The 20,424-nt window shown below is 66.3% G+C and carries 21 protein-coding genes; 13 read left to right on the forward strand and 8 right to left on the reverse strand.

What is annotated here, in order from left to right; genetic code table 11:
* Positions 1-54: 54 nt before the first annotated feature.
* The 4 genes from AC1REK_RS18480 to AC1REK_RS18495 all read right to left on the reverse strand — a co-directional run bounded on the left by AC1REK_RS18480 (position 55) and on the right by AC1REK_RS18495 (position 4,349).
* Complete coding sequence (locus tag AC1REK_RS18480; RefSeq protein ID WP_492268926.1) at positions 55-1,332, reverse strand: O-acetylhomoserine aminocarboxypropyltransferase; 1,278 nt, start codon at positions 1,330-1,332, stop codon at positions 55-57.
* A gap of 71 nt (positions 1,333-1,403) precedes the next feature.
* Positions 1,404-2,627, reverse strand: a complete 1,224-nt coding sequence (locus AC1REK_RS18485; protein ID WP_492268925.1) for an FAD-dependent oxidoreductase — start codon at positions 2,625-2,627, stop codon at positions 1,404-1,406.
* A gap of 14 nt (positions 2,628-2,641) precedes the next feature.
* Entirely contained in the window at positions 2,642-3,616 is a 975-nt protein-coding gene (locus tag AC1REK_RS18490; RefSeq protein WP_492268924.1) for a Bug family tripartite tricarboxylate transporter substrate binding protein, read from the reverse strand.
* 202 nt (positions 3,617-3,818) lie between these two features.
* Positions 3,819-4,349, reverse strand: coding sequence for a CoA-binding protein (locus AC1REK_RS18495; protein ID WP_492268923.1), 531 nt, complete (start codon positions 4,347-4,349; stop codon positions 3,819-3,821).
* Between the two features lie 152 nt (positions 4,350-4,501).
* Here AC1REK_RS18495 and AC1REK_RS18500 point away from each other — a divergent pair, with 152 nt between their 5' ends.
* A complete protein-coding gene (locus AC1REK_RS18500; RefSeq protein ID WP_492268922.1) occupies positions 4,502-4,948 on the forward strand; it encodes a hypothetical protein in 447 nt (148 codons plus the stop codon).
* Between the two features lie 84 nt (positions 4,949-5,032).
* Here the strand turns inward: AC1REK_RS18500 and AC1REK_RS18505 are convergent, their stop codons facing one another.
* Entirely contained in the window at positions 5,033-5,848 is an 816-nt protein-coding gene (locus tag AC1REK_RS18505; RefSeq protein WP_492268921.1) for an enoyl-CoA hydratase, read from the reverse strand.
* A 93-nt stretch (positions 5,849-5,941) separates the two neighbouring features.
* Between AC1REK_RS18505 and AC1REK_RS18510 the strand changes: the two genes are divergently transcribed.
* From AC1REK_RS18510 to AC1REK_RS18545, 8 genes are all read left to right on the forward strand, one after another.
* Positions 5,942-6,370: a PaaI family thioesterase gene (locus AC1REK_RS18510; protein WP_066474589.1), complete on the forward strand. Its 429-nt coding sequence runs from the start codon at positions 5,942-5,944 to the stop codon at positions 6,368-6,370.
* A gap of 281 nt (positions 6,371-6,651) precedes the next feature.
* On the forward strand, positions 6,652-7,113 hold the full coding sequence (gene rplM, locus AC1REK_RS18515; RefSeq protein WP_066474843.1) for a 50S ribosomal protein L13: 462 nt from the start codon (positions 6,652-6,654) through the stop codon (positions 7,111-7,113).
* Positions 7,114-7,115: 2 nt separating this feature from the next.
* The gene (gene rpsI, locus AC1REK_RS18520) at positions 7,116-7,595 is read left to right on the forward strand and encodes a 30S ribosomal protein S9 (RefSeq protein ID WP_316017902.1); all 480 of its coding nucleotides are present in this window, start codon (positions 7,116-7,118) and stop codon (positions 7,593-7,595) included.
* Between the two features lie 134 nt (positions 7,596-7,729).
* The gene (locus AC1REK_RS18525) at positions 7,730-8,482 is read left to right on the forward strand and encodes an SDR family oxidoreductase (RefSeq protein ID WP_492268920.1); all 753 of its coding nucleotides are present in this window, start codon (positions 7,730-7,732) and stop codon (positions 8,480-8,482) included.
* A gap of 105 nt (positions 8,483-8,587) precedes the next feature.
* The gene (locus AC1REK_RS18530) at positions 8,588-8,866 is read left to right on the forward strand and encodes a hypothetical protein (RefSeq protein ID WP_316017900.1); all 279 of its coding nucleotides are present in this window, start codon (positions 8,588-8,590) and stop codon (positions 8,864-8,866) included.
* Positions 8,867-8,886: 20 nt separating this feature from the next.
* Positions 8,887-9,846 carry an agmatinase gene (gene speB / locus AC1REK_RS18535; RefSeq protein ID WP_316017899.1) on the forward strand — a complete coding sequence of 320 codons (960 nt, stop codon included), beginning with the start codon at positions 8,887-8,889 and terminating at the stop codon, positions 9,844-9,846.
* Positions 9,847-10,192: 346 nt separating this feature from the next.
* Positions 10,193-11,125 (forward strand): N-acetyl-gamma-glutamyl-phosphate reductase, encoded by a 933-nt coding sequence (gene argC, locus AC1REK_RS18540; protein WP_492268919.1) that lies wholly within the window; start codon positions 10,193-10,195, stop codon positions 11,123-11,125.
* 246 nt (positions 11,126-11,371) lie between these two features.
* Positions 11,372-12,097 carry an alpha/beta fold hydrolase gene (locus AC1REK_RS18545; RefSeq protein ID WP_492268918.1) on the forward strand — a complete coding sequence of 242 codons (726 nt, stop codon included), beginning with the start codon at positions 11,372-11,374 and terminating at the stop codon, positions 12,095-12,097.
* A gap of 91 nt (positions 12,098-12,188) precedes the next feature.
* Here the strand turns inward: AC1REK_RS18545 and AC1REK_RS18550 are convergent, their stop codons facing one another.
* Positions 12,189-13,037: a fumarylacetoacetate hydrolase family protein gene (locus AC1REK_RS18550; RefSeq protein ID WP_492268917.1), complete on the reverse strand. Its 849-nt coding sequence runs from the start codon at positions 13,035-13,037 to the stop codon at positions 12,189-12,191.
* A gap of 467 nt (positions 13,038-13,504) precedes the next feature.
* Between AC1REK_RS18550 and AC1REK_RS18555 the strand changes: the two genes are divergently transcribed.
* Positions 13,505-14,872: an OmpP1/FadL family transporter gene (locus tag AC1REK_RS18555; RefSeq protein WP_492268916.1), complete on the forward strand. Its 1,368-nt coding sequence runs from the start codon at positions 13,505-13,507 to the stop codon at positions 14,870-14,872.
* A 161-nt stretch (positions 14,873-15,033) separates the two neighbouring features.
* On the opposite strand, the gene phaC is transcribed toward AC1REK_RS18555, so the two are convergent.
* Positions 15,034-16,875: a class I poly(R)-hydroxyalkanoic acid synthase gene (gene phaC, locus AC1REK_RS18560; protein WP_390893295.1), complete on the reverse strand. Its 1,842-nt coding sequence runs from the start codon at positions 16,873-16,875 to the stop codon at positions 15,034-15,036.
* A gap of 110 nt (positions 16,876-16,985) precedes the next feature.
* Between phaC and AC1REK_RS18565 the strand changes: the two genes are divergently transcribed.
* Entirely contained in the window at positions 16,986-17,339 is a 354-nt protein-coding gene (locus AC1REK_RS18565; RefSeq protein WP_316017894.1) for a hypothetical protein, read from the forward strand.
* Positions 17,340-17,423: 84 nt separating this feature from the next.
* On the opposite strand, the gene AC1REK_RS18570 is transcribed toward AC1REK_RS18565, so the two are convergent.
* A complete protein-coding gene (locus tag AC1REK_RS18570; protein WP_492268915.1) occupies positions 17,424-18,299 on the reverse strand; it encodes a C40 family peptidase in 876 nt (291 codons plus the stop codon).
* 288 nt (positions 18,300-18,587) lie between these two features.
* On the opposite strand from AC1REK_RS18570, the gene AC1REK_RS18575 reads away from it, so the two are divergent.
* Together AC1REK_RS18575 and AC1REK_RS18580 are read left to right on the forward strand one after the other, a co-directional pair.
* A complete protein-coding gene (locus AC1REK_RS18575) occupies positions 18,588-19,808 on the forward strand; it encodes an LL-diaminopimelate aminotransferase (protein ID WP_492268914.1) in 1,221 nt (406 codons plus the stop codon).
* 200 nt (positions 19,809-20,008) lie between these two features.
* Positions 20,009-20,422, forward strand: a complete 414-nt coding sequence (locus AC1REK_RS18580; protein ID WP_316017891.1) for a hypothetical protein — start codon at positions 20,009-20,011, stop codon at positions 20,420-20,422.
* Positions 20,423-20,424 lie beyond the last annotated feature (2 nt).

Raw genomic sequence — 20,424 nt, forward strand, 5'->3', positions numbered from 1 at the left:
CGAAAATGGCCGGCGCGAGGCCGGCCATACTGCAGGATCTTACGTCGACTTGGCTCAGGCCAGGGCCTGCTCCAGATCGGCGATGATGTCCTCGACGTCCTCGAGGCCGATCGAGAGCCGCACGACTTCCGGCCCGGCGCCCGAAGCCGTCTTCTGCGCGTCGCTGAGCTGGCGATGCGTGGTCGAGGCCGGGTGGATCACCAGCGAGCGCGTGTCGCCGATATTGGCGAGATGCGAGAACAGTTGGAGGTTCGAGACCAGCTTGACGCCGGCGTCGTAGCCGCCCTTGAGGCCGAAGGTGAAGACCGCGCCGGCGCCCTTGGGGCAATAGCGCTGGGCCAGCGCATGGTACTTGTTGTTGGGCAGGCCGGCATAGTTCACCCATTCCACCGCCGGGTGCTGGGCAAGATGCGTCGCGACCTTCAGCGTGTTCTCGCAATGGCGCTGCATGCGCAGCGGCAGGGTCTCGATGCCGGTCAGGATCATGAAGGCGTTGAAGGGCGAGAGCGCCGGGCCCATGTCGCGCAGGCCGAGCACGCGGGTCGCGATCGCGAAGGCGAAGTTGCCGAAGGTCTCGCCGAGCACCATGCCGTTATATTCCGGCCGCGGCTTGGAGAGCATCGGGTAGCGCTCGTCGCCGACCCAGTTGAACGAGCCGCCGTCGACGATCAGGCCACCGATCGAGTTGCCATGGCCGCCAAGGAACTTGGTCGCCGAATGCACGACGATGTCGGCGCCATGCTCGAACGGCCGGACGAGATAGGGGCTCGCCATCGTGTTGTCGACGATGAACGGGATGTTGTGCTTCTTGGCGATGGCCGCGATGCCGGCGAGGTCGACGATGACGCCGCCCGGATTGGCGATCGACTCGACGAAAATGGCCTTGGTCTTCGGCGTCACCGCCGCGGCGAAGGCTTCGAGATCGTCTGAATCGGCCCAGATCACGTTCCAGCCGAAGTTCTTGTAGGAATGGTTGAACTGGTTGATCGAGCCGCCATAGAGCTTCCTGGCCGCGACGAACTCGTCGCCGGGCTGCAGCAGGGCATGGAAGCAGAGGAACTCGGCGGCATGGCCGGAGGCGACGGCGAGCGCCGCGGTGCCGCCTTCGAGCGCCGCGACGCGCTCCTCGAGCACGGCGTTGGTCGGGTTGCCGATGCGGCTGTAGATGTTGCCGAAGGCCTGCAGGCCGAACAGCGAGGCGGCGTGGTCGACATCGTCGAAGACGAAGCTGCTGGTCTGGTAGATCGGCGTGGCGCGCGCGCCGGTCGCCGCGTCGGGGGCTGCGCCAGCATGGATGGCGAGCGTGTTGAAACCCGGAATGCGGTCGGTCATGGCGTGCTCCCTCGAAACTTCTGATCTCGGACGTCTTGTTCGATTTAACGAACGCCTCGCAGGGCGTCAAATCAGCGTCGAGGGCTCAGCTCCGGCCCGAGATGCTCCGGCCGCACGCCCATGCCGACCATGCGCGCCGGCAGGCGCCGCAGCAGCGGGAAGCGTTGCAGCAGCCTGAGCGGCCAGGGTGGTGCGATCGGCTTGTCCGCCGCCAGCAGCGGCGTGATCACCCGGTTCTGGATCGCGATCTGCACGGTCTGCGTGACCTTCGCCGGCCATTCGCGTCGCTTCTGGACCGCGGCGAGGTCGCTGTCGGTCAGCTGGCGATCGCGCAACGGCCTGGCCAGCAGGTTCGCCGTCGCGACCGCATCCTGGATCGCGAGGTTGATGCCGACGCCGCCGATCGGCGACATGGCGTGCGCGGCATCGGCGATGCAGATGAGGCCCGGCCGCCACCAGCGCTCCAGCCGGTCGACGGCGACCGAGAGCAGCTTGATGTCGTCCCAGGAGGCCAGTTCGCCGGTACGGTCTGCAAGTTCCGGCGCGAGCGCGAGCAGTCCGGCCTTGAAGGCATCGAGCCCGGCGGCCTGCAGGCGCTCCAGCGAGCCCTTCGGGATGATGAAGGCACATTGCCAGTAGTCGCCGCGGTTGAGCCGGATGAAGAAGCGCCCGGCTGCGACCTGGCCGAAGGCCTGCGCCGGCTCGTCCGGCCGCCGGCTCAGGCGGAACCAGAGCACGTCCATCGGCGCACCGAGTTCGGTGACCGCGAAGCCCGCGGCGGCGCGCACATCGGAGCGCCGCCCATCCGCCGCCACGACGAGATCGGCGGCGATCTCCATAGGGCCGTCCGGACCTTCCGCCTTCAGCCCGACGACGCGGCCGTTCTCCTCGACCAGCCCGGTCGCCTTCGTTCGCATCAGCAGCCTGAAGTTCGGGCAAGCCCGGCCGTGATCGGCGAGGAAGTCGAGAAAATCCCATTGCGGCATGAAGGCGATGAAGGGTGCCCTGACGGGCAGATGGCTGAAATCGGCGACGGTGATGTCCTCCTTGCCGAAGCGGGCGACGAGATCGTCCTCGCGTACGTGCGGCAGCTTGAGGAACTCCTCCAGCAGGCCGAGCTCGTGCATCACCTCCATGGTCGAGGGATGGATGGTGTCGCCGCGGAAATCGCGCAGGAAATCGGCGTGCTTCTCCAGCACGACGACGTCGACCCCCGCCCGGGCGAGCAGAAAGCCGAGCATCATCCCGGCCGGGCCGCCCCCGGCAATGCAGCAGGTCGTCCTCTCGCGGAGCATGGCCATTGCTCCACCTATTCGGTGAGCTTGATGCCGGTCTTTGCCACCAGCTCGCTCAGCGCCGCGCGGTCGCGGGCCATGAAGGCGCCGGTCTCCTCGGCGCTCCATGCGACCGGTTCGATCACCAGCTCGCGATAGCGGGCGACCAGCGTCGTATCGGCCATCGCCTCGTTGATCGCACCGTTGAGGGTGCGCATCGTCTCGGCCGGTATGCCGGCCGGCGCGACGATCGAGGCCCAGCCGGGATAGACCACGTCGACGCCCTGTTCCCTGAGCGTCGGCAGATCGGGCAGTTGCGGCTGGCGCGCGGCGGTCGTGACGCCGAGCGCCTTGAGCTTCCCGCCCTGGAGATTGCCGAGGCTGGCTGCGAGGCTGTCGATCATCACCTGGACCTGGCCGGAGATGAGATCGGCCGCGGCGAGGCCGGCGCCGCGATAGGGCACATGCGCCAGCCGGATTCCGGTCGCCTGCATGATCATCTCGAAGACGAGGTGGTTGGTGCCCCCGATCCCGGCCGAGGCGAAATTGAGCTGTTCCGGCCGCTGCCTGGCATAGTCGATGAACTCGGACAGCGTCCTGACCGGGAGCGTCGGCGAGGCGTTCAGCACCAGCGGAAACAGGCCGAGCATCGCGACCGGCGCGAAGTCGTATGCGACGTCATAGGGCAGCTTCTGGCCGAGCGCCGGGGCTGCGGCGAAGCTCGCGGCGGTCGCGATGAGCAGGGTGTGGCCGTCGGCCGGCGCCTTCACCACAGCCTGCCCTGCGACGATGCCGCTCGCGCCCGGGCGGTTGTCGATGATCACCGAGCCGCCCAGCTTGCCGGCCAGTGTCTCACCCAGGCGGCGCGCCGCGATGTCGGTACCACCTGCCGGGGCGAAGGGCACGACGAGCTGTATCGGCCGTTCCGGGAAAGCGGCACGGGCGCCGCCGGCGCCGAGCGCGCTGGCGAGGCCGGCGAGCAGGAGGGTGCGGCGATCGAGAGGGGGCATCGGCCTTCTCCACGGGATGGCTCACAAACATCGTGGTCATCCCGGACAAGCCGCGTCAGCGGCGCCGATCCGGGATCCATTCCGGAGCCTTTCCGAGAGAGGTTCCGGAATGGGTCCCGGGTCTCCCTTCGGTCGCCCGGGACGACCCGAAGAGTGGAGATCAAGACACTCGTGATCAAGCGGCTCTGTCGAGCCTGTGGCCTCACGTCCCCGGCCGGTTGATCGTCAGCTTCTGGAAGCCCTTGCCGGCGAGCACCGGCTTCTTCGATGAGAGGATGCGCGAATTGATGCCCTGCCAGCCGATCTCGCCCGAGAGCCGGCCGTATTCGATCTTCGGGCAGCGGTTCATGATCACGGTGAGGCCTTTCGCTTCGGCCCGGGCCGCGGCTTCGTCATTGCGCACCGAGAGCTGCATCCAGATCACCTTCGGCAAGGGATCGAGCGTCAGCGCCTCGTCGGTGATCGGGCCGGCGGCTTCCGAGTTCCGGAAGATCTCGACCATGTCGACCGGGCCGGGGATGTCCTTCAGCGCGCCATAGACCGTCCGGCCGAGCAGCGTCTGGCCGGCGAGGCCGGGGTTTACCGGGATCACCTCGTAGCCGCGGTCGAGCAGATATTTGGTGACGATCCAGCTCGGCCGCGCCTCGTTGGCGGAAGCGCCGACCAGGGCCACGGTCTTCACCTCGCGCAGAATGCGGCGAATGAGCGCATCATCATAGGAATCATGGTTCACGGCACGAAAATCCTAGCAAATCGAGGCGGTTGCGAGCATCGGCGGTTTTTCCGGCCCGGCGGGGCGGCGCCTGGAACACAGCTTCGCCATGGTCGTTTGGTCGATAGGGACTGGAGGGGCAATCCCAGTCTTCTCAGCGAGGAGGGCCTGCCATGTGCGACTATAGTCTGCAGCATGTGATGTCGACCCCGGCCAAGGTCGGCGATGTCCTCAAGACGACCAGCTTCATCGGTTCGAGCACGCGCGGCTTCTGCGCCGCGGGCGATCCGAATGTTGCGGTCTGCGTCCTGCCTGGCACGGAACTGGCCTTCGCGGCCGATATCGAATGCGACCGCCTTGTCGGCTTCCTGCCGCATCGCAAGTTTGCGGCCAGGGTCGCGCGCTTCCGCCAGGTCGATCTCGACAAGCCCTATGTCCACCATGACGCGCTCGAACTGCCCGATGGGCAGATCGTTCTGGTGACCAACCTGTCGGATGGCCAGACGGCCACCGTCCTGCAATTGCCGGCGGATCAGACCTCCGATGCGGAGCCGAGGACGCAGCCGCAGGAGGAGACGAGGCCCGCGTCGGAGATGGCGCTCATCTCCTTCGGCTTCTGACGGGCGCATCGCGCTAACCGGGCCGCCGGAGGTTCCGGCGGCCGCCTTTCCGGCAGGCCGGTCGACCAAGGCTGGCCTGCCGCGTCACGACTGGCCCCAGACCGGCGGCCGCTTTTCGATGAAGGCGCCGATGCCTTCCTCTGCATCGCGCGCCAGCATGTTCTCGACCATCACTGCGCTGGCATGGTCATAGGCCGCCTTGAGCCCCATTTCGCGCTGCTCGTAGAAGGTGCGCTTGCCGGTCTTGATCGTGGCGGCGGATTTGGAGGCGATGATCGCCGCAAACGCCCTTGCCCCCGCGAGGGCCTCTCCTGCCGGAACGATGCGGTTCACCAGCCCCATCCGGGCCGCTTCCCGCGCCGGCACCATTTCGCCGAGCAGCAGCATCTCCATTGCGTGCTTGGCCGAAAGGTTGCGCGACAGCGCGACCATCGGCGTCGAGCAGAACAGGCCGATATGGACGCCGGGGGTGCTGAACCTTGCATCCTCGCCGGCTACGGCGAGGTCGCAGCTGGCGACGATCTGGCAACCGGCCGCTGTGGCGGTGCCCTCGACGGCTGCGATGACCGGCTGGGGCAGGGCGGTGATCTGCTGCATCACCCGCGAGCAGCGCCCGAGAATGTCGGCGAAATAGGCGCGGCCGCGATCGGGATCGGCGCGCCGCGCGCTCATCTCCTTGAGGTCGTGCCCGGCCGAGAAGACCGGGCCGGCCGCCGCCAGCACCACCGCCTGCACGCTGCGGTCGGCTGCGATAGCGGCGAAGTTCTCGGCGAGCGCGGCCAGCATCGCCTCGCTCAGCGGGTTGCGGGCCTGCGGCCGGTTCAGCGTCAGCGTGGCGATGCCGTCGGCATCCTGGCGGAGCAGCACCGGCGCGGCATCGGGCCGGATATGGGCGTTCATGGCATGGGCCTTTCGAAGTTCCACCTATTGTCGGAGTGCCGCGGCCATGCTGCAAGGGGAGTAGCGTCCTGCCAGCCTTCGGTTTCTCGCACGATGACGACACGTATGAGCGCCTCGGAGATCGAGGCCTATCTCGACCGGATTTTCCCGCAGCTCCACTATGGCGGACGGACCTATTTCGTCGAGGAGGTCGGGCCGCTCAGCGCCCGCATGCGCTGCGACTATCATGAGCGGCACCTGCGGCCGGGGGGCACGATCTCCGGCCCGACCATGATGGCTCTCGCCGATCTCGCGCTCTATGTCGCGATCCTCGGGCAGATCGGCCCGGTTGCGCTCGCTGTGACCACCAGCCTGAACTATAATTTCCTGCGCAAGCCCGGCCAGGCGGCGCTGATCGCGCAGGCGAGGCTGCTCAAGCTCGGCAAGCGGCTCGCCATCGGCGAGGTCTCGCTCTACTCGCAAGGCGAGAGCGAGATCGTCTGCCACGCCACGGGGACCTATTCGATTCCGGCCGAGCGCTGACTGACGTCATTCTGGGCGGAGCGCAGCGGAGACCCGAGAAGCTCCTGGCCGGATTTTCCTGGTTGCAGGGGTGGCCTGGCAAAGCCCGACCACGACATTGAAACAATAAGTGCGGTATCTAAATACCGTTTCTGGCACTGCGCTGAAAACAATGCGGTTTTTGGCAATGATCGGCGTTATCGTCGCTTGACATCGTAAGGCCTGCCACCTATCCACCGCCACACACCGCCGCCGGCCTCCCGGCGGCTTGTCCTTTTTTCAAGCAGCCGAAGGGTGCCGCGATGAAGACCATCTCGCTCAAGCCCGCCGATGTCGAAAAGAAGTGGGTTGTGATCGACGCCTCCGGGCTCGTCGTCGGCCGTCTCGCCTCCGTTGTGGCGATGCGTCTGCGCGGCAAGCACAAGGCCGCCTACACCCCGCATGTCGACTGCGGCGACAACATCATCGTCATCAATGCCGAGAAGGTGGTCCTGACCGGGCGCAAGCGCGAGCAGAAGAACTACTATCACCACACCGGTTATCCGGGCGGCATCAAGGAGCGCTCCGCGCGCTTCATCCTCGAGGGTCGCTTCCCGGAGCGCATCGTCGAGAAGGCCGTCGAGCGCATGCTGCCGCGTGGCCCGCTGTTCCGCCAGATCCTCGGGAACCTGCGTGTCTACAAGGGTTCGGAGCATCCGCACGCCGCCCAGTCGCCTGAGGCTCTCGATGTCTCGGCGCTCAACCGCAAGAATGCGAGGGTTTGACGATGGCCGAAGTCCTGCAGTCGCTCGATCAGCTCGGCCAGGTCGCCAAGGGCACCCAGCCCGACGCCCCCGTGCACGTCAAGAAGGTCGATGCCCACGGCCGCGCCTATGCCACCGGCAAGCGCAAGAACGCCATTGCCCGCGTCTGGATCAAGCCCGGCTCCGGCAAGATCACGGTCAACACCCGTGATCAGGAAGTCTATTTCGCCCGCCCGGTGCTGCGCCTTATCCTGCAGCAGCCGCTGATGCTGGTCGATCGCATGACCCAGTACGACGTCATCGTCACGGTCAAGGGCGGCGGCCTCTCCGGCCAGGCCGGCGCGGTCCGCCACGGCATCTCCAAGGCTCTGACCTTCTACGAGCCCGAGCTGCGTGGCCCGCTCAAGAAGGAAGGCTTCCTGACCCGCGACGCGCGCGTCGTCGAGCGCAAGAAGTTCGGTAAGGCCAAGGCCCGCCGCAGCTTCCAGTTCTCGAAGCGCTGATATCTTTGGCACTCGCCGGCTTCCTGTCGGCCATGCATCAGGGCGGCTCGCAAGAGCCGCCCTTTTTCGTTTTGATGGCTCGCCACTCACGATGACGCGCAGCGTCCGAACAGAGACCGCGCCAAGGAGCCCCCATGTCCCGTCCCGTCCTTCTCGTCACTGGCGGCAGCCGCGGCATCGGCGCCGCCATCTGCCGCTTCGCCGCCGAGCGCGGCTATGACGTTGCCGTCAACTATCAGGGCAATGCGGCGGCTGCGGCGGAGGTCGTCGCGGCTTGCGAGCGGGCAGGGGCAAAGGCCATCGCGCTACAAGGCGACATGGCGAAAGAGGCCGATATCGTCCGCGTCTTCGCCGAGGCGAAGGCTGCGCTCGGGCCGCTGACCGCCGTCGTCAACAATGCCGCGATCACCGGCAAGTCGAGCCAGCTCGTCGCGGCCGAGGCGGAGATCATCCGCGCCTGCATCGATCTCAACGTCACCGGCGCTATCCTGGTCGCCCGCGAGGCCGCCCGCGCCCTGCTCGCGAACGAGGGCGCCGAGAACCGCGCGATCGTCAACATCTCGTCGATCGCCGCTGGCCTCGGCTCGCCCGACGAATATGTCTGGTATGCGGCCTCGAAAGCAGCGGTCGATTCCCTCACCGTCGGTCTCGCCAAGGAGCTCGCGCCGCAGGGCATCCGCGTCAATGCGGTCGCGCCGGGCATGACCGAGACCGATATCCATGCCGTCTCCACCGGCGATCCCGGTCGCGTCGCCCGCATCGCGCCGACAATCCCGCTGAAGCGCGTGGCCCAGCCGGAGGAAATCGCCGAGGCCGTGCTCTTCGCGCTTTCGGAGGCGGCGTCCTACATGGTCGGCTCGATCATCCGGGTCGGCGGCGGCCGCTAGCCGGCCGGAGAGGGCGGTTTCGGCCACGCGCCGGACCGTTCATGGCTGGAACCGGACGGCCGGCGTGCTAAAGCGGCTGCTCGTTCCCCTGGCCGAAGGCAGCCCATGCGCGTCCTGCTCGTCCTGATCGCTTTCGGCATGGTCGCCGCGCCGGCGCTGCTCGCACTGGCACGCACCGACCTGCCGCGCGGGCGGCGGATCTTCAATGCGCTGGTGATCTTCCTGGCACCGGCCTTCGCGCTCGGGCTGATCCATGGCGTGCCCGAGCTCGACGGCCGGGCACTGCAATATCCGATCGCCTGGACGACCCTTCGCCTCGTTCTCACCGGGCTCGCCCTGATCCTGCCCTGGTGCCTTCATGTCTGGCTGAGCGGCCGCCGCTGAGCCTCCTTCAGGAACCGACCATGACCGAACCCGCCGAAACCCCGACGATCGACCACGCCTTCACCGGCGGCCGCAAGGGACCGGCCCATGACCCGACCTATGCCGGTGCGCTCTCCTTCATGCGCCGGCGCTACAGCAAGGACGTTGCCGGCTGCGACCTCGCGATCTGGGGCGTTCCCTTCGACCTCGCCGTCTCGAACCGGCCCGGCACCCGCTTCGGGCCGCAGGCGATGCGCCGTGTCAGTTCGATCTTCGACGGCGACGCGCAGTATCCCTCGCGCATCGACCCGTTCGAGATCCTGGCAGCCGTCGACTATGGCGACTGCCTCCTGCCGCGCAGCGATCTTCAGGGCTGCGCCAGGGCGATCGAGAACGAGTCCGCTGCGATCATCGCGACCGGCGCCCATCTGGTCACGCTCGGCGGCGACCACTTCATCACCCTGCCGCTGCTGCGCGCCCATGTCGCCCGGCACGGCAAGCTCGCTCTGGTCCAGTTCGACGCGCATCAGGACACCTGGGATGACGGCGTCGGCGCGATCAGCCACGGCACCTTCGTGCTCGAGGCGGTGCGCGAGGACCTGATCGACGTCGAGCGCTCGATCCAGATCGGTATCCGCACCGTCGCGCCGCGCGATTGCGGCATCGAGGTGCTTGATGGCTACCAAGCCCATGCTCTGGGCGTTGAAGGCGTCGCGGCCCGGATCAAGGCGCGGGTCGGGCAGGGGCCGGCCTATCTCACCTTCGACATCGATGCGGTCGACCCGGCCTTCGCGCCCGGCACCGGCACGCCCGTCGCTGGCGGCCTCTCCTCGGCGCAGGCGTTGCAGATGGTCTGGGCGATCCGGGATCTCGACTTCCGCGGCATGGACATCGTCGAGGTCTCGCCGCCCTACGACCATGCCGATGCGACCGCGATCGCCGGGGCAGCGGTGGCGCAGCACTACATCCAGGCGCTGGCGCTGAGGAAGGCTGCGCGCTGAATCGGGTTCTGAAGTTCCGGAATCATCATGGCAACGACGCTGCGCAGGGGATTCCGATCATTGCGGAATCCCCGGCCACCATGCTCGCCTTCGCTGCATGCATGGTGGCCGGCAGCGAGGCGCGCAGGCCTGCGCATTGACAGCGGGGCGGGCAGCGAACATATACCGACGCATGGTCAAGAACCCGATCCGACGTCGCACTGTCACGGCCGCCCCGGCGCGCCCGCGATGACGCTCGGCTAGAAGTCCGAACGCCCGCGACCGCGCCGGAGAGCGCGGTTTTTTTATGCCCGAAGCCGGCCAAGGAGTTTCGGCCGGCGCCCACCAGACACCTTGCGAGGGTCCGATGAGCCAGAACCTGAAATCCATCTTCATCGACGGCGAGGCCGGCACCACCGGGCTCGGCATCCGCGATCGCCTGGCCGCGGTGCCGGAGGTGGTGGTCAAGAGCATCGCCCCGGAGAAGCGCAAGGACCCGGGCGCCCGCAAGGAGATGATGGCCGGCGTCGACCTCGTCGTGCTCTGCCTGCCCGACGATGCCGCGAAGGAATCGGTCGCTCTCGCCGACGAGCTCGGCGCCCAGGCCCCGAAGATCGTCGACGCCTCGACCGCGCATCGCGTCGCGCCGGACTGGACCTACGGCTTCGCCGAGCTGGAGCCTGGCTTCGCGCAGAAGGTCGCCAACGCCAACCGCGTCTCCAATCCCGGCTGCTATCCGACGGGCGGCATCGCGCTCCTGCGCCCGCTCGTCGATGCCGGCCTGCTGCCCGCCGACCATCCGGTCACGGTCAATGCCGTCTCCGGCTACTCCGGTGGCGGCAAGGCGATGATCGAGGCCTACGAGGCCGGAACCGCCCCGGATTTCGAGCTCTACGGCCTCGGCCTGAAGCACAAGCACCTGCCGGAGCTGCAGCTCTATTCGCGGCTGGAGCGGCGGCCGATTTTCGTGCCCTCGGTCGGCAATTTCCGGCAGGGCATGCTGGTCAGCGTGCCGCTGCATCTGGAGACGCTGCCGGGAAAGCCGAAGCCGGCCGACCTGCATGAGGCTCTGGCGGCACGCTATGCCGGCTCGAGCTTCGTCTCCGTGCTGCCTGCGACCGGCGACGGCAAGCTTGAGCCGGAGGCGCTGAACGACACCAACAAGCTCGAGCTGCGCGTCTTCGGTAATGAGGATCTGGGACAGGCCGTGCTCGTCGCGCGGCTCGACAATCTCGGCAAGGGAGCGTCCGGCGCAGCCGTTCAGAACATCCGCCTGATGCTTGGCCTGACGGAGGCCTGATCTCTCGGCGAGGTAATGCCATGAGGCCCGGCAGGTAGCCGGGCCTTTTTCATTTGTGCGCGCGCCACTTCAAATGTGCAGCGGAAGTTCGCCCGCGAACTTTTTTACGCGATTCCCCCCAAATGGGGGATGAGCAGGGTCTTGCCGATGCGTCATAGCTCGTCTTGTACGGGCGATTCCGTTGGCGAGGCACGGCCGGTGACTAACTGGGGCGTTATGGCGGCGAACCTGCGCGTTGGCAGGTTCATGAGCGGATTGGCGTTCGCCGGAGCGGCATGCCTGCTTGCATCTGGCGCGGCTGCCTTCGATCTGCGCAGCACGGGTGTCGTGCTGATCCATGGCAAGGCTGGAGGGCAGGGGCCCTTGCAGCCCTTGGCGCAGGCGCTCAAGGCGCGCGGCGCCACCGTTCTGATGCCGCGCATGTCGTGGACCGGAGGCTATCGCACCTACGACCAGACGCTGGGCGAGGTGCAGGCCGCGGTCTCACGCCTCAAGGCGAACGGCGCCAGACATATCGTGCTCGCCGGTCACAGCCTCGGCGCCAATATCTCGATGGGATATGCCGCGCGTGTTGGCGGGGTCGATGCGGTGGTCGCGCTCGCCCCGGGGCACCGGCCGGATTTCATCGCCAGCCAGACCGGCAGCAGCATCTCCGAGGCCAAGGCGATGGCGGCGGCCGGGCAGGGCGGCCAGAAGGCCCGCTTCCTCGATTTCAACCAGGGCAAGGTCTTCCCGGTCACGACGACCGCCGATGCCTATCTCAGTTTCTTCGACCCCTCGGGCCCCGCCGCGCAGGCGGCGCAGGCGAGTGGCGTACGCAGCGCGACGCTCTGGGTGGTCGGTACCGGCGACCGCCCGGCGATGAACGACCGCGCCGCCTATTCGGGCACGCGCATCGTCGTCGAGGCCGGGCACCAGGACACGCCGCGTGCCGCGGTGGCCCAGGTCGTCGATTGGTTGGAGCGGCAATAGCGCCGCGAACGGAACTGTCGCCGCCGCGCCAGGCGCGGTCGGGACGAGCGCCGCCCGGGCTGGGTCGAACAGCCCTGGCGGCGCTTTTTTATCAGCCTGCGTAGGCCTTGAACTTCTGCTTCTGCGTGCCGAGGCCTTCGATGCCGAGGGTGACGGTCTCGCCGCCCTTCAGGAAGCGCGGCGGCTTGAAGCCGAGGCCGACGCCCGGAGGGGTACCGGTGGTGATGACGTCACCGGCATCGAGCCGCATGAACTGGCTGATGTAGTGGACGAGATAGGCGGCGCCGAAGATCATCGTCTTCGACGAGCCGTTCTGGACGCGCTCGCCATCGACTTCGAGCCACATGGCGAGGTTCTGCACGTCGGCGATCTCGTCCGGCGTCACCAGCCACGGGCCGAGCGGGCCGAAGGTCGGGCAGCCCTTGCCCTTGGCCCACTGGCCGCCGCGCTCGATCTGGAAGGCGCGCTCGGAGACGTCGTTGCAGACGCAGAAGCCGGCGATCGCCGCCATCGCGTCCTTCTCCTCGATATAGGAGCCGCCATTGCCGATGACGATCGCGAGCTCGACTTCCCAGTCGGTCTTCTCGGAGCCCTTCGGGATAATGACGTCGTCGTTCGGGCCGACGATGCAGTTCGGCGCCTTGTTGAACAGGATCGGTTCTTTCGGGATCGGCGAGCCGGTCTCTTCCGCATGGTCGGCGAAGTTCAGGCCGACGGCGATGAAGTTGCGCACGTCGCCGACGCAGGCGCCAATGCGCGGATCGCCGGAGACGAGCGGCAGCGATTCGGGAGCGAGGGCCTTCAGCTTCGCAAGCGAAGCCGAGGTCAGCGCCGCGCCGGCGATGTCGGGAACATGCGCTGAGAGATCGCGCAGCTTGCCGGCGGAGTCGATCAGACCAGGCTTCTCTTGACCGAACGCGCCATAACGAACCAATTTCACTGCGTTTCCCCCAATTCAAACGTTTCAAAAGGACGGCCGGCATCGGCCGAGGGCCGCGCCGATCCTGTGCGGATGGCGTCTCCTGCGCAAGCCCGTGTGTGCGCATGGCATGCCTGCTTCGCCGGGAGCCTGGGGCTGTGACGCTTTTGCAACGCTGTTCAGCAAAGAACAGTTGGTATTGGAGGTGACCGAACGTCCTATGTTGCGATGCACAATGAGAAATCGGCGATAGTTCTCATGTAAACGATCTTTTCCGGCGCGCCGTTAAGGCTCGCCCGCGAAAAAAGGCGATAAATCTCTCGATTCCGACGTTAACCTTGCGGAAGCCTTGCCAAGCATGGCCAAAAATGGGCGATCGCGGCGGGATTGCGGCAAAGATGACCTGTCGGCATTGTGCTGGAAGATTCCGTCTGGCCCTGGCCGAGATGGGCGCCAACGAGAACCTCACCCTGGGGAAAGACGCCGCGATGACGAGCTTCCGGAAACTCACTGCCGCCGCCACGGTCTCGCTCGCGGCCTTGCTGACGGCCGGCGCCGCCTCCGCCAGCTCCTTCGCGATCCGCAGCGGGCAGGGCGCAGAAGGTCTCGGCATGGCCTATGCGGGCGCCGCCGCCGGCGGCATCGGCATGGCCTCGATGGCCTGGAACCCGGCAACGATCACCATGTTTCCCGGTCGCCACAGCAACTGGAATTTCACCTATCTCTATGCCAGCGGCGACTATCAGCCGACCTCGCCGACCACGGTCATGACGCCGCGCGGCCCCGTGCCGATCCAGGCGGCCGGAGGTAGCCCGCTCGGAACCGGCAATATCGGCGGTGACGGCGGTTTCATCCCCGCTTCCTATTCCGCTTGGCAGCTCACCGACCGGCTCTGGATCGGTATGACCACCGGCGCGCCCTTCGGCCTGCGCTCGAAGCCCGACAACCAGGTCAACGCCGCGCAGGCCTTCGGCCGTTCGGCGAAGGTGCAGACCGTCAACGTCGCGCCGACGATCGGCTACAAGGTCAATGACTGGCTCTCCGTTGGTGCTGCCATGCAGATCCAGTGGTTCAACGCCAGCCTGAAGCAGGCCAACGGCATCGCTGCGAATGCCGCGCCGATCATCATCGAAGGCGACACGATCGACTTCGGCTATCGCCTCGGTCTCACGCTGACGCCGTTCGACGGCACCACGATCGGTCTGGGCTATCGCTCCTCGGTTCGGCAGACCCTGGACGGCACCATGCGTATCTCGACAGGGCCGACGCCGACGGCGGCCTTCCCGGTCAAGGCCAACCTGAACCTGCCCGATTCCGTGGTCTTCGGTGTCTCGCAGGTCATCAACGACCAGTGGCAGGCCCATCTCGGTGTGGAGTGGACCAATTGGAGCCGCTTCCGCAACATTCCGGTGGTCAGCCAGCTCAACGGAGCGCCGGTCACGAGCCTGAATTTCCAGTATGACGACAGCTGGTTTTTCTCGGCCGGCGCCGAGTATAAGTACAATCGCGACCTGACGCTGCGCGCCGGTATCGCCTACGAGCTCTCGGCGGTGAACGATTACAATCGCCAGATCTTCATTTCGGATAACGATCGTCTGTGGCTCAGCGCCGGTGCGAGCTACCAGCTCACCGAGAAGCTGAAAATCGACGTCGGCTACACCTATATCCACGTCAACAACGCCAAGGTGAACTACACCGGCAATCATCCGCAGCAGGTCGTGAATCCGGCCTTGCGGGCGATTTCCTACACCGCCGAGGCCGAGCCTTTCGTTCACATCGTCTCGGCCGGACTCACCTATCGCTGGGACAACCCGGTGGAGACGGTCCCGGTTCGCCCGGTCGTCCGCAAGTACTGATCCTCGCCTAGGCGAGACGCGAAAGCCGGCCTTCGGGCCGGCTTTTTTCGTTCGGCGGGAGTGCTTGGAAAAGCGCGCGGAGGCCGCCCGCATGGTGGCCTCCACGGGGCGGGTTCAAGCAGGCGGTGCGAAGGTCGCGCAGGCCTTGGCGGGGGCTGCGCTCAGGCCTTGACCTTCACATAGCTGCCCGGTGCGTCCTCCAGCGGCTTGAGCTTGCCGTCGCCGGGGATGCGCGCCTTCACCTGCTTCGGCGCCTGTTCCTGAAGCCAGGCGACCCAGTGCGGCCACCATGAGCCGGGATGCTCCTCGGCGCGCTTCACCCAGTTCTCGAACGCGCCTTCCGGCTTCGCCCCGGTCCAGTACTGGTATTTTACCTTGCTCGGCGGGTTGACCACGCCGGCGATGTGCCCGGAGCCGGCCATCACGTAGGAGACCGGCCCGCCAAAGGACTGCGAGCCGATGAAGACCGAATTCGCCGGCGCGATATGGTCCTCGCGCGTCGCCAGATTGTAGATTGGGATGGTGACCTTGCCGAGATCGAGCAGCTTGCCGCCGATGCGCATCTCGCCCTTGGTCAGCTTGTTGTCGAGATAGCAGTTGCGCAGATAGAAGGAGTGGTTCGCCGCCGGCATCCGCGTCGAGTCCGAGTTCCAGTAGAGCAGGTCGAACGCGGTCGGGGCCTTGCCCTTCAGGTAGTTGTTGACCGCATAGGACCAGATCAGGTCGTTCGGCCGCAGCATGTTGAAGGCGCCTGCCATGCGCGCCCCGTCGAGATAGCCGCGCTCGGCCATCTGCTCCTCGAGGGTGCGGATCTGCTGCTCGTCGACGAAGACCGAGAGCTCGCCGGCCTTGGAGAAGTCGACTTGCGTGGTGAAGAAGGTGGCGCTGGCGATGCGCTTGTCCTGCGTCGCCGCCATATAGGCGAGGGTGACGCCCAGCAGGGTGCCGCCGACGCAATAGCCGATCGCCGAGACCTGCTTCTCGCCCGTCGCCTGCTCGATCGCTTCGAGCGCCGCGAAGATGCCCTCGCGCATGTAGCTCTCGAAGTCCTTGAGGGCGTGGCGATGGTCGGGGTTGACCCAGGAGATGCAGAAGACCGTCAGCCCCTGTGCGACACACCAGCGGATGAAGCTCTTCTCGGGGTTGAGGTCGAGGATGTAGAACTTGTTGATCCAGGGCGGCACGATCAGCAGCGGCCGCTTCAGCACCTTCTCGGTCGAGGGCGCGTACTGGATCAGCTCGATGATGTCGTTGCGATAGATGACCTTGCCGGGGGTCGTCGCGATGTTCACGCCGATCTCGAAGGCGCGGTTGTCGGACTGGCGAATCTTCAGCTCGCCGCCGCCGGCCTCGATATCTTCCGCCAGCATCTTCATGCCGCGCACAAGGTTCTCGCCGTTCTGCGCCAGTGTCTCGCGGAGCAACTCGGGGTTGGTCGCGACGAAATTGGAGGGGGAGAGGGCTCCGGCGATCTGCTTGACGTAGAAGCGGGCCCTGTCGCGCGTATGAGGGTCGAGGTCTTCCGCCTGCTCGACCATGCTTTCCGCCCAGCGGGAAGACAACAGATAGGCCTGCTTGACGAAATCGAAGACCGGATGGCTCTCCCATTCGGGATCGGCGAAGCGGGCGTCGCGCTTTTCCGGCTCGATCACCGGTTCGGCCGGCTCGCCGCCGAGGCGCTTCAGCGTCGCGCTCCACAGGCTCAGGAAGTCGGTGGTGAGCGAGGCCTGCGCCTCGATGATCTTCTGGGGATCGCTGACCCAGCGCTCGGCCACCCGGCCCAGCACCTTGACCATCTCGCTCGCCTCGTCGGCGGCGCCGGTCTTGGCTTCGCCGCGCTCGATCGGCTTCAGATAGGCGGCGGTCACCTTGCCGGCCTGTTCCACCAGCCTGCCCATGTTCTGCGCCATCGCGTCGAAATCCGGCAGCGCAGGCGCATCGAAGACCGGCGGCTCCGCCGGGCCTTGTGCGCCCTTGGCCTTGCTGCCGGCAGGTGGGCTCATGGTATTGCTCCCTAGCGATTGCTTGCCAGCGGGAGTTGAACTCCCCATTTCGGACCTATTAAGGACCTAACCGATAAGAGAGACAAAGGAAAATCGTGAAAGCCCCGGCAATGCCTCAAGCCCTGATCCGGACCTCGCCGAAGGTCGTTTGCGCAGCGGCGCTGCTCGGCATGCTCCTCGGTGGCTGCGAGGCCGCACGCGGCGTCGCGGAGTTCACAGACATGGCCACCAAGCCGGCCGAGCCGAAGCCCTTCGTCCTCGAGACGAGGCCGCAGAACCCGAACTACGTCCCCGTCGGATCCACCATAAAGCGCGATGCGAAGCGCAAGACCGTCGACGAATTCAAGAAGCTCGAGGCCGAGCTCGAGGCGAAGCGGATCTCGAACGAGGCTGCCGGCACGCAGGCTCAGAGCCTCGGCAAGACGCCGCCGCCGGCTCCTGCGCAGGCCCAGCCGACCAACTGACCTGATTTGGGGACGGTCCCTCTGGGCAGACAGCCGGGGCGGCGCGGACGGGTCAGGCGAGGGCAGGGTTGCCGCCTCCTGCCGTCAGGGTTCGTCGCTCCAGGTCAGGGCCTTGTAGTTGAAACCCTCCTCGAGGGTCGGCTTGACGATCTGGAAATAGGGCGAGATGTCGAAATCGGCCGGTGCATAGAGGCTGAAGTGCCGGATATGCAGCAGTTCCCGGTGGCGCCAGTCATTGGCGCCGCGCTCCGCTGCCGGGCGCAGCTCGATGCGCGGCAGGATCGGATACCCGACGCGCTCGAACGCCTGCGCGATCAGGGTCGAGCAGATCGCCCGGGTCGGCTCTCCCGATCCGAGTGCGATCATATGCCGCCGCCAGTGCGAAGGCACGGGTAGTGTCGGCAGCAGATAGCGCGCGAGATCGACGATGTTGCGCGTGTCGTAGCGGATGCCGATTCGCGAGATCATGAAGTCGACCAGCTTGCTGCGGTCGGCGTCGGTCAGGCCGATGGGCCGGCAGATGCGCGTGTGAAAATGGTCGAGGCGGGACAGCGGAAAGGACCGGCAGCCCGCGTCCAGAACGACCTCGATGAGCGTATGCGGTTCGGGGCCGTCCGTCGCCCCCGGAATGGGCCCGACATAGAGCGCTGCATGCGACCAGGTCGAATGCGTCAGATATTTGATCGCGGTCGAAACCCTGTTGGAGCCCGCCACCAGCACCACATCGCCGGGTCGCAGCGTACGGCGCATCTCGTCGGGATCGGATGGAACGAAGGGCTCTCGGCCGGGTCTCTCGCGCAGGAGAAACCCGGAGAGCCGGTATCCGCACCAGTACAGGATCCGGTCGGATAATCTCATGCCGGTCGTTCCTCGCATGGCTATCCCCGGCAGGGTGTCGCCGAACTGCGCCTGAACGATGCCAGATCTGTGACTGTGCAGTCTGCGAGCCTTCCCCACCATCCGGATTGGTAGGCGCCTGCAGATATAGGGACGTTGGCCAAGGGGTTAATCTTCGGTCAGGCGCCGGCCGCAGCCGACAGGCTTTGCGGCAACGATATTGCCCGCGTCGCTACCGTGGCTTCGGCGAGGCGGATGCAAGCCCGCGGCCTGCGTTCCTGTTCGATGAATCTTGCGTTTTTGGGCCTGTCATGACGGAAGCTGCGATGCTAGAGCATCCCGACGCAAGGAATGTGATTTGCCGCATTTCTGGCGCCTCAATGCCGGCTCGGCCAGGGACCGATTAGTAAGATGACCGACTTTCACCGCATCAAGCGTTTGCCGCCTTACGTTTTCGAGCAGGTCAACAAGATCAAGGCAGCCGAACGCGCCAAGGGCGTCGACATCATCGATCTCGGCATGGGCAATCCCGACCTGCCGGCTCCCAAGCACGTCATCGAGAAGCTGGTGGAGACCGCCGGCAAGGCCCGTACCGACCGTTACTCCGCCTCCAAGGGCATTGCCGGCCTGCGCCGCGCCCAGGCGAACTATTACGAGCGCCGCTTCGGGGTGAAGCTCAATCCCGACACCCAGGTGGTCGCGACGCTCGGGTCGAAGGAAGGCTTCGCCAACATGGCGCAGGCGATCACCGGGCCCGGCGACGTCGTGCTGGTGCCCAATCCGAGCTATCCGATCCACGCCTTCGGCTTCCTGATGGCCGGCGGCGTGATCCGCTCGGTTCCGGCCGAGCCGACGCCCGCCTTCTTCCCGGCGCTCGAGCGGGCGATGGCGCATTCGGTGCCGAAGCCGATAGCGCTCGTCACCTGCTACCCGGCGAACCCGACCGCCTATACCGCCTCGCTCGATTTCTATCGCGACCTCGTCGCCTTCGCGAAGAAGCATGAGCTGATCCTGCTCTCCGATCTCGCCTATGCCGAGGTCTATTTCGACGAGAAGAACCCGCCGCCCTCGATGCTGCAGGTCCAGGGCGGGATGGATGTCACCGTCGAGTTCACCTCGATGTCGAAGACCTTCTCCATGGCCGGCTGGCGCATGGGCTTCGCCGTCGGCAACGAGCGCCTGCTCGCCGCGCTCGCGCGCGTGAAGTCCTATCTCGACTATGGCGCCTACACGCCGATCCAGGTCGCGGCCGCGGCGGCGCTCAACGGCCCCGACGACTGCATCCGCGAGATGCGCGAGATCTATCGCAAGCGTCGCGACGCGCTGGTCGAGAGCTTCACCAAGGCGGGCTGGGACTTCCCGGCGCCGCAGGCCTCGATGTTCGCCTGGGTGCCGATTCCGGAGAAGTTCCGCCATCTCGGCTCGCTCGAATTCTCGAAGCTGCTGATCGAGAAGGCCGAGGTCGCGGTCGCCCCGGGCATCGGCTTCGGCGAGCATGGCGACGATTTCGTCCGCATCGCCATCGTCGAGAACGAGCAGCGCATCCGCCAGGCTGCGCGCAATATCGGGCGCTTCCTCAAGACGGCCGACCAGACACTGCACAATGTGATCCAGATTCCGAAGGCCGGCTGAGGGCAGGGCGCCTGGCGCCTTCCGGGCAACGGAGCGGCGCCCTGCGCCGCTCCGGAATCTGTCTGGCACGGCGAAACCGGTGCGACCTAAACGCGCCCGGAAGGTGACGGGGCTGGACCGCTCCCCTAAAACATGTGAACCGGGGGCTGCCGGAGTGGCCGGCTGAGGAGAGGCGGGCGGATATGGTCTCGAAAGGCCGCGTGATCGGAGTCATCTTCGGTCTCTTCGCCCTGGTCTGCCTGTTCGCGACCTATGATTTCTCGCGTGGACGCGCGACCGAATCGGCTTCGCCGCTGGTGGGCGAGTTGCTGAGCGCGACCAAGGCACGCGAATGCGGCCGCGACGCCACCGAGATCGTTGCGCGCTATCTGCCGATCGGGATCGGCCAGGCCGAAGCCGAAAAGATCCTCGCGGAGACGGTGATCAATCCGCCGAAGCCTTGGTTCTGGAAGCCGGTCAACGAGAACTCGATCGTCTCGAACGGTGACAGCCTCGAGGCGCTGCGCACCATCAAGATCACGGCCTTCGGCAATCAGGTGCTGCGCGTCTTCCTGGGCTTCGAAGAGGGCAAGCTCAAGCGGCTCGCGGCCGAGGTGATCTGCCGCTTCGACTGAGT

Source organism: Allobosea sp. GW823-FHT02B03 (genome assembly GCF_058797755.1).

Excerpts from the sequence above, each read along its gene's own strand:
- AC1REK_RS18480 (WP_492268926.1), bottom strand. The coding sequence starts at position 1,332 with ATGACCGACCGCATTCCGGGTTTCAACACGCTCGCCATCCATGCTGGC.
- AC1REK_RS18485 (WP_492268925.1), bottom strand. The coding sequence starts at position 2,627 with ATGCTCCGCGAGAGGACGACCTGCTGCATTGCCGGGGGCGGCCCGGCC.
- AC1REK_RS18490 (WP_492268924.1), bottom strand. The coding sequence starts at position 3,616 with ATGCCCCCTCTCGATCGCCGCACCCTCCTGCTCGCCGGCCTCGCCAGC.
- AC1REK_RS18500 (WP_492268922.1), top strand. The coding sequence starts at position 4,502 with ATGTGCGACTATAGTCTGCAGCATGTGATGTCGACCCCGGCCAAGGTC.
- AC1REK_RS18505 (WP_492268921.1), bottom strand. The coding sequence starts at position 5,848 with ATGAACGCCCATATCCGGCCCGATGCCGCGCCGGTGCTGCTCCGCCAG.
- AC1REK_RS18510 (WP_066474589.1), top strand. The coding sequence starts at position 5,942 with ATGACGACACGTATGAGCGCCTCGGAGATCGAGGCCTATCTCGACCGG.
- rplM (WP_066474843.1), top strand. The coding sequence starts at position 6,652 with ATGAAGACCATCTCGCTCAAGCCCGCCGATGTCGAAAAGAAGTGGGTT.
- rpsI (WP_316017902.1), top strand. The coding sequence starts at position 7,116 with ATGGCCGAAGTCCTGCAGTCGCTCGATCAGCTCGGCCAGGTCGCCAAG.
- AC1REK_RS18525 (WP_492268920.1), top strand. The coding sequence starts at position 7,730 with ATGTCCCGTCCCGTCCTTCTCGTCACTGGCGGCAGCCGCGGCATCGGC.
- AC1REK_RS18530 (WP_316017900.1), top strand. The coding sequence starts at position 8,588 with ATGCGCGTCCTGCTCGTCCTGATCGCTTTCGGCATGGTCGCCGCGCCG.
- speB (WP_316017899.1), top strand. The coding sequence starts at position 8,887 with ATGACCGAACCCGCCGAAACCCCGACGATCGACCACGCCTTCACCGGC.
- argC (WP_492268919.1), top strand. The coding sequence starts at position 10,193 with ATGAGCCAGAACCTGAAATCCATCTTCATCGACGGCGAGGCCGGCACC.
- AC1REK_RS18545 (WP_492268918.1), top strand. The coding sequence starts at position 11,372 with ATGAGCGGATTGGCGTTCGCCGGAGCGGCATGCCTGCTTGCATCTGGC.
- AC1REK_RS18555 (WP_492268916.1), top strand. The coding sequence starts at position 13,505 with ATGACGAGCTTCCGGAAACTCACTGCCGCCGCCACGGTCTCGCTCGCG.
- phaC (WP_390893295.1), bottom strand. The coding sequence starts at position 16,875 with ATGAGCCCACCTGCCGGCAGCAAGGCCAAGGGCGCACAAGGCCCGGCG.
- AC1REK_RS18565 (WP_316017894.1), top strand. The coding sequence starts at position 16,986 with ATGCCTCAAGCCCTGATCCGGACCTCGCCGAAGGTCGTTTGCGCAGCG.
- AC1REK_RS18570 (WP_492268915.1), bottom strand. The coding sequence starts at position 18,299 with ATGGTGGGGAAGGCTCGCAGACTGCACAGTCACAGATCTGGCATCGTT.
- AC1REK_RS18575 (WP_492268914.1), top strand. The coding sequence starts at position 18,588 with ATGACCGACTTTCACCGCATCAAGCGTTTGCCGCCTTACGTTTTCGAG.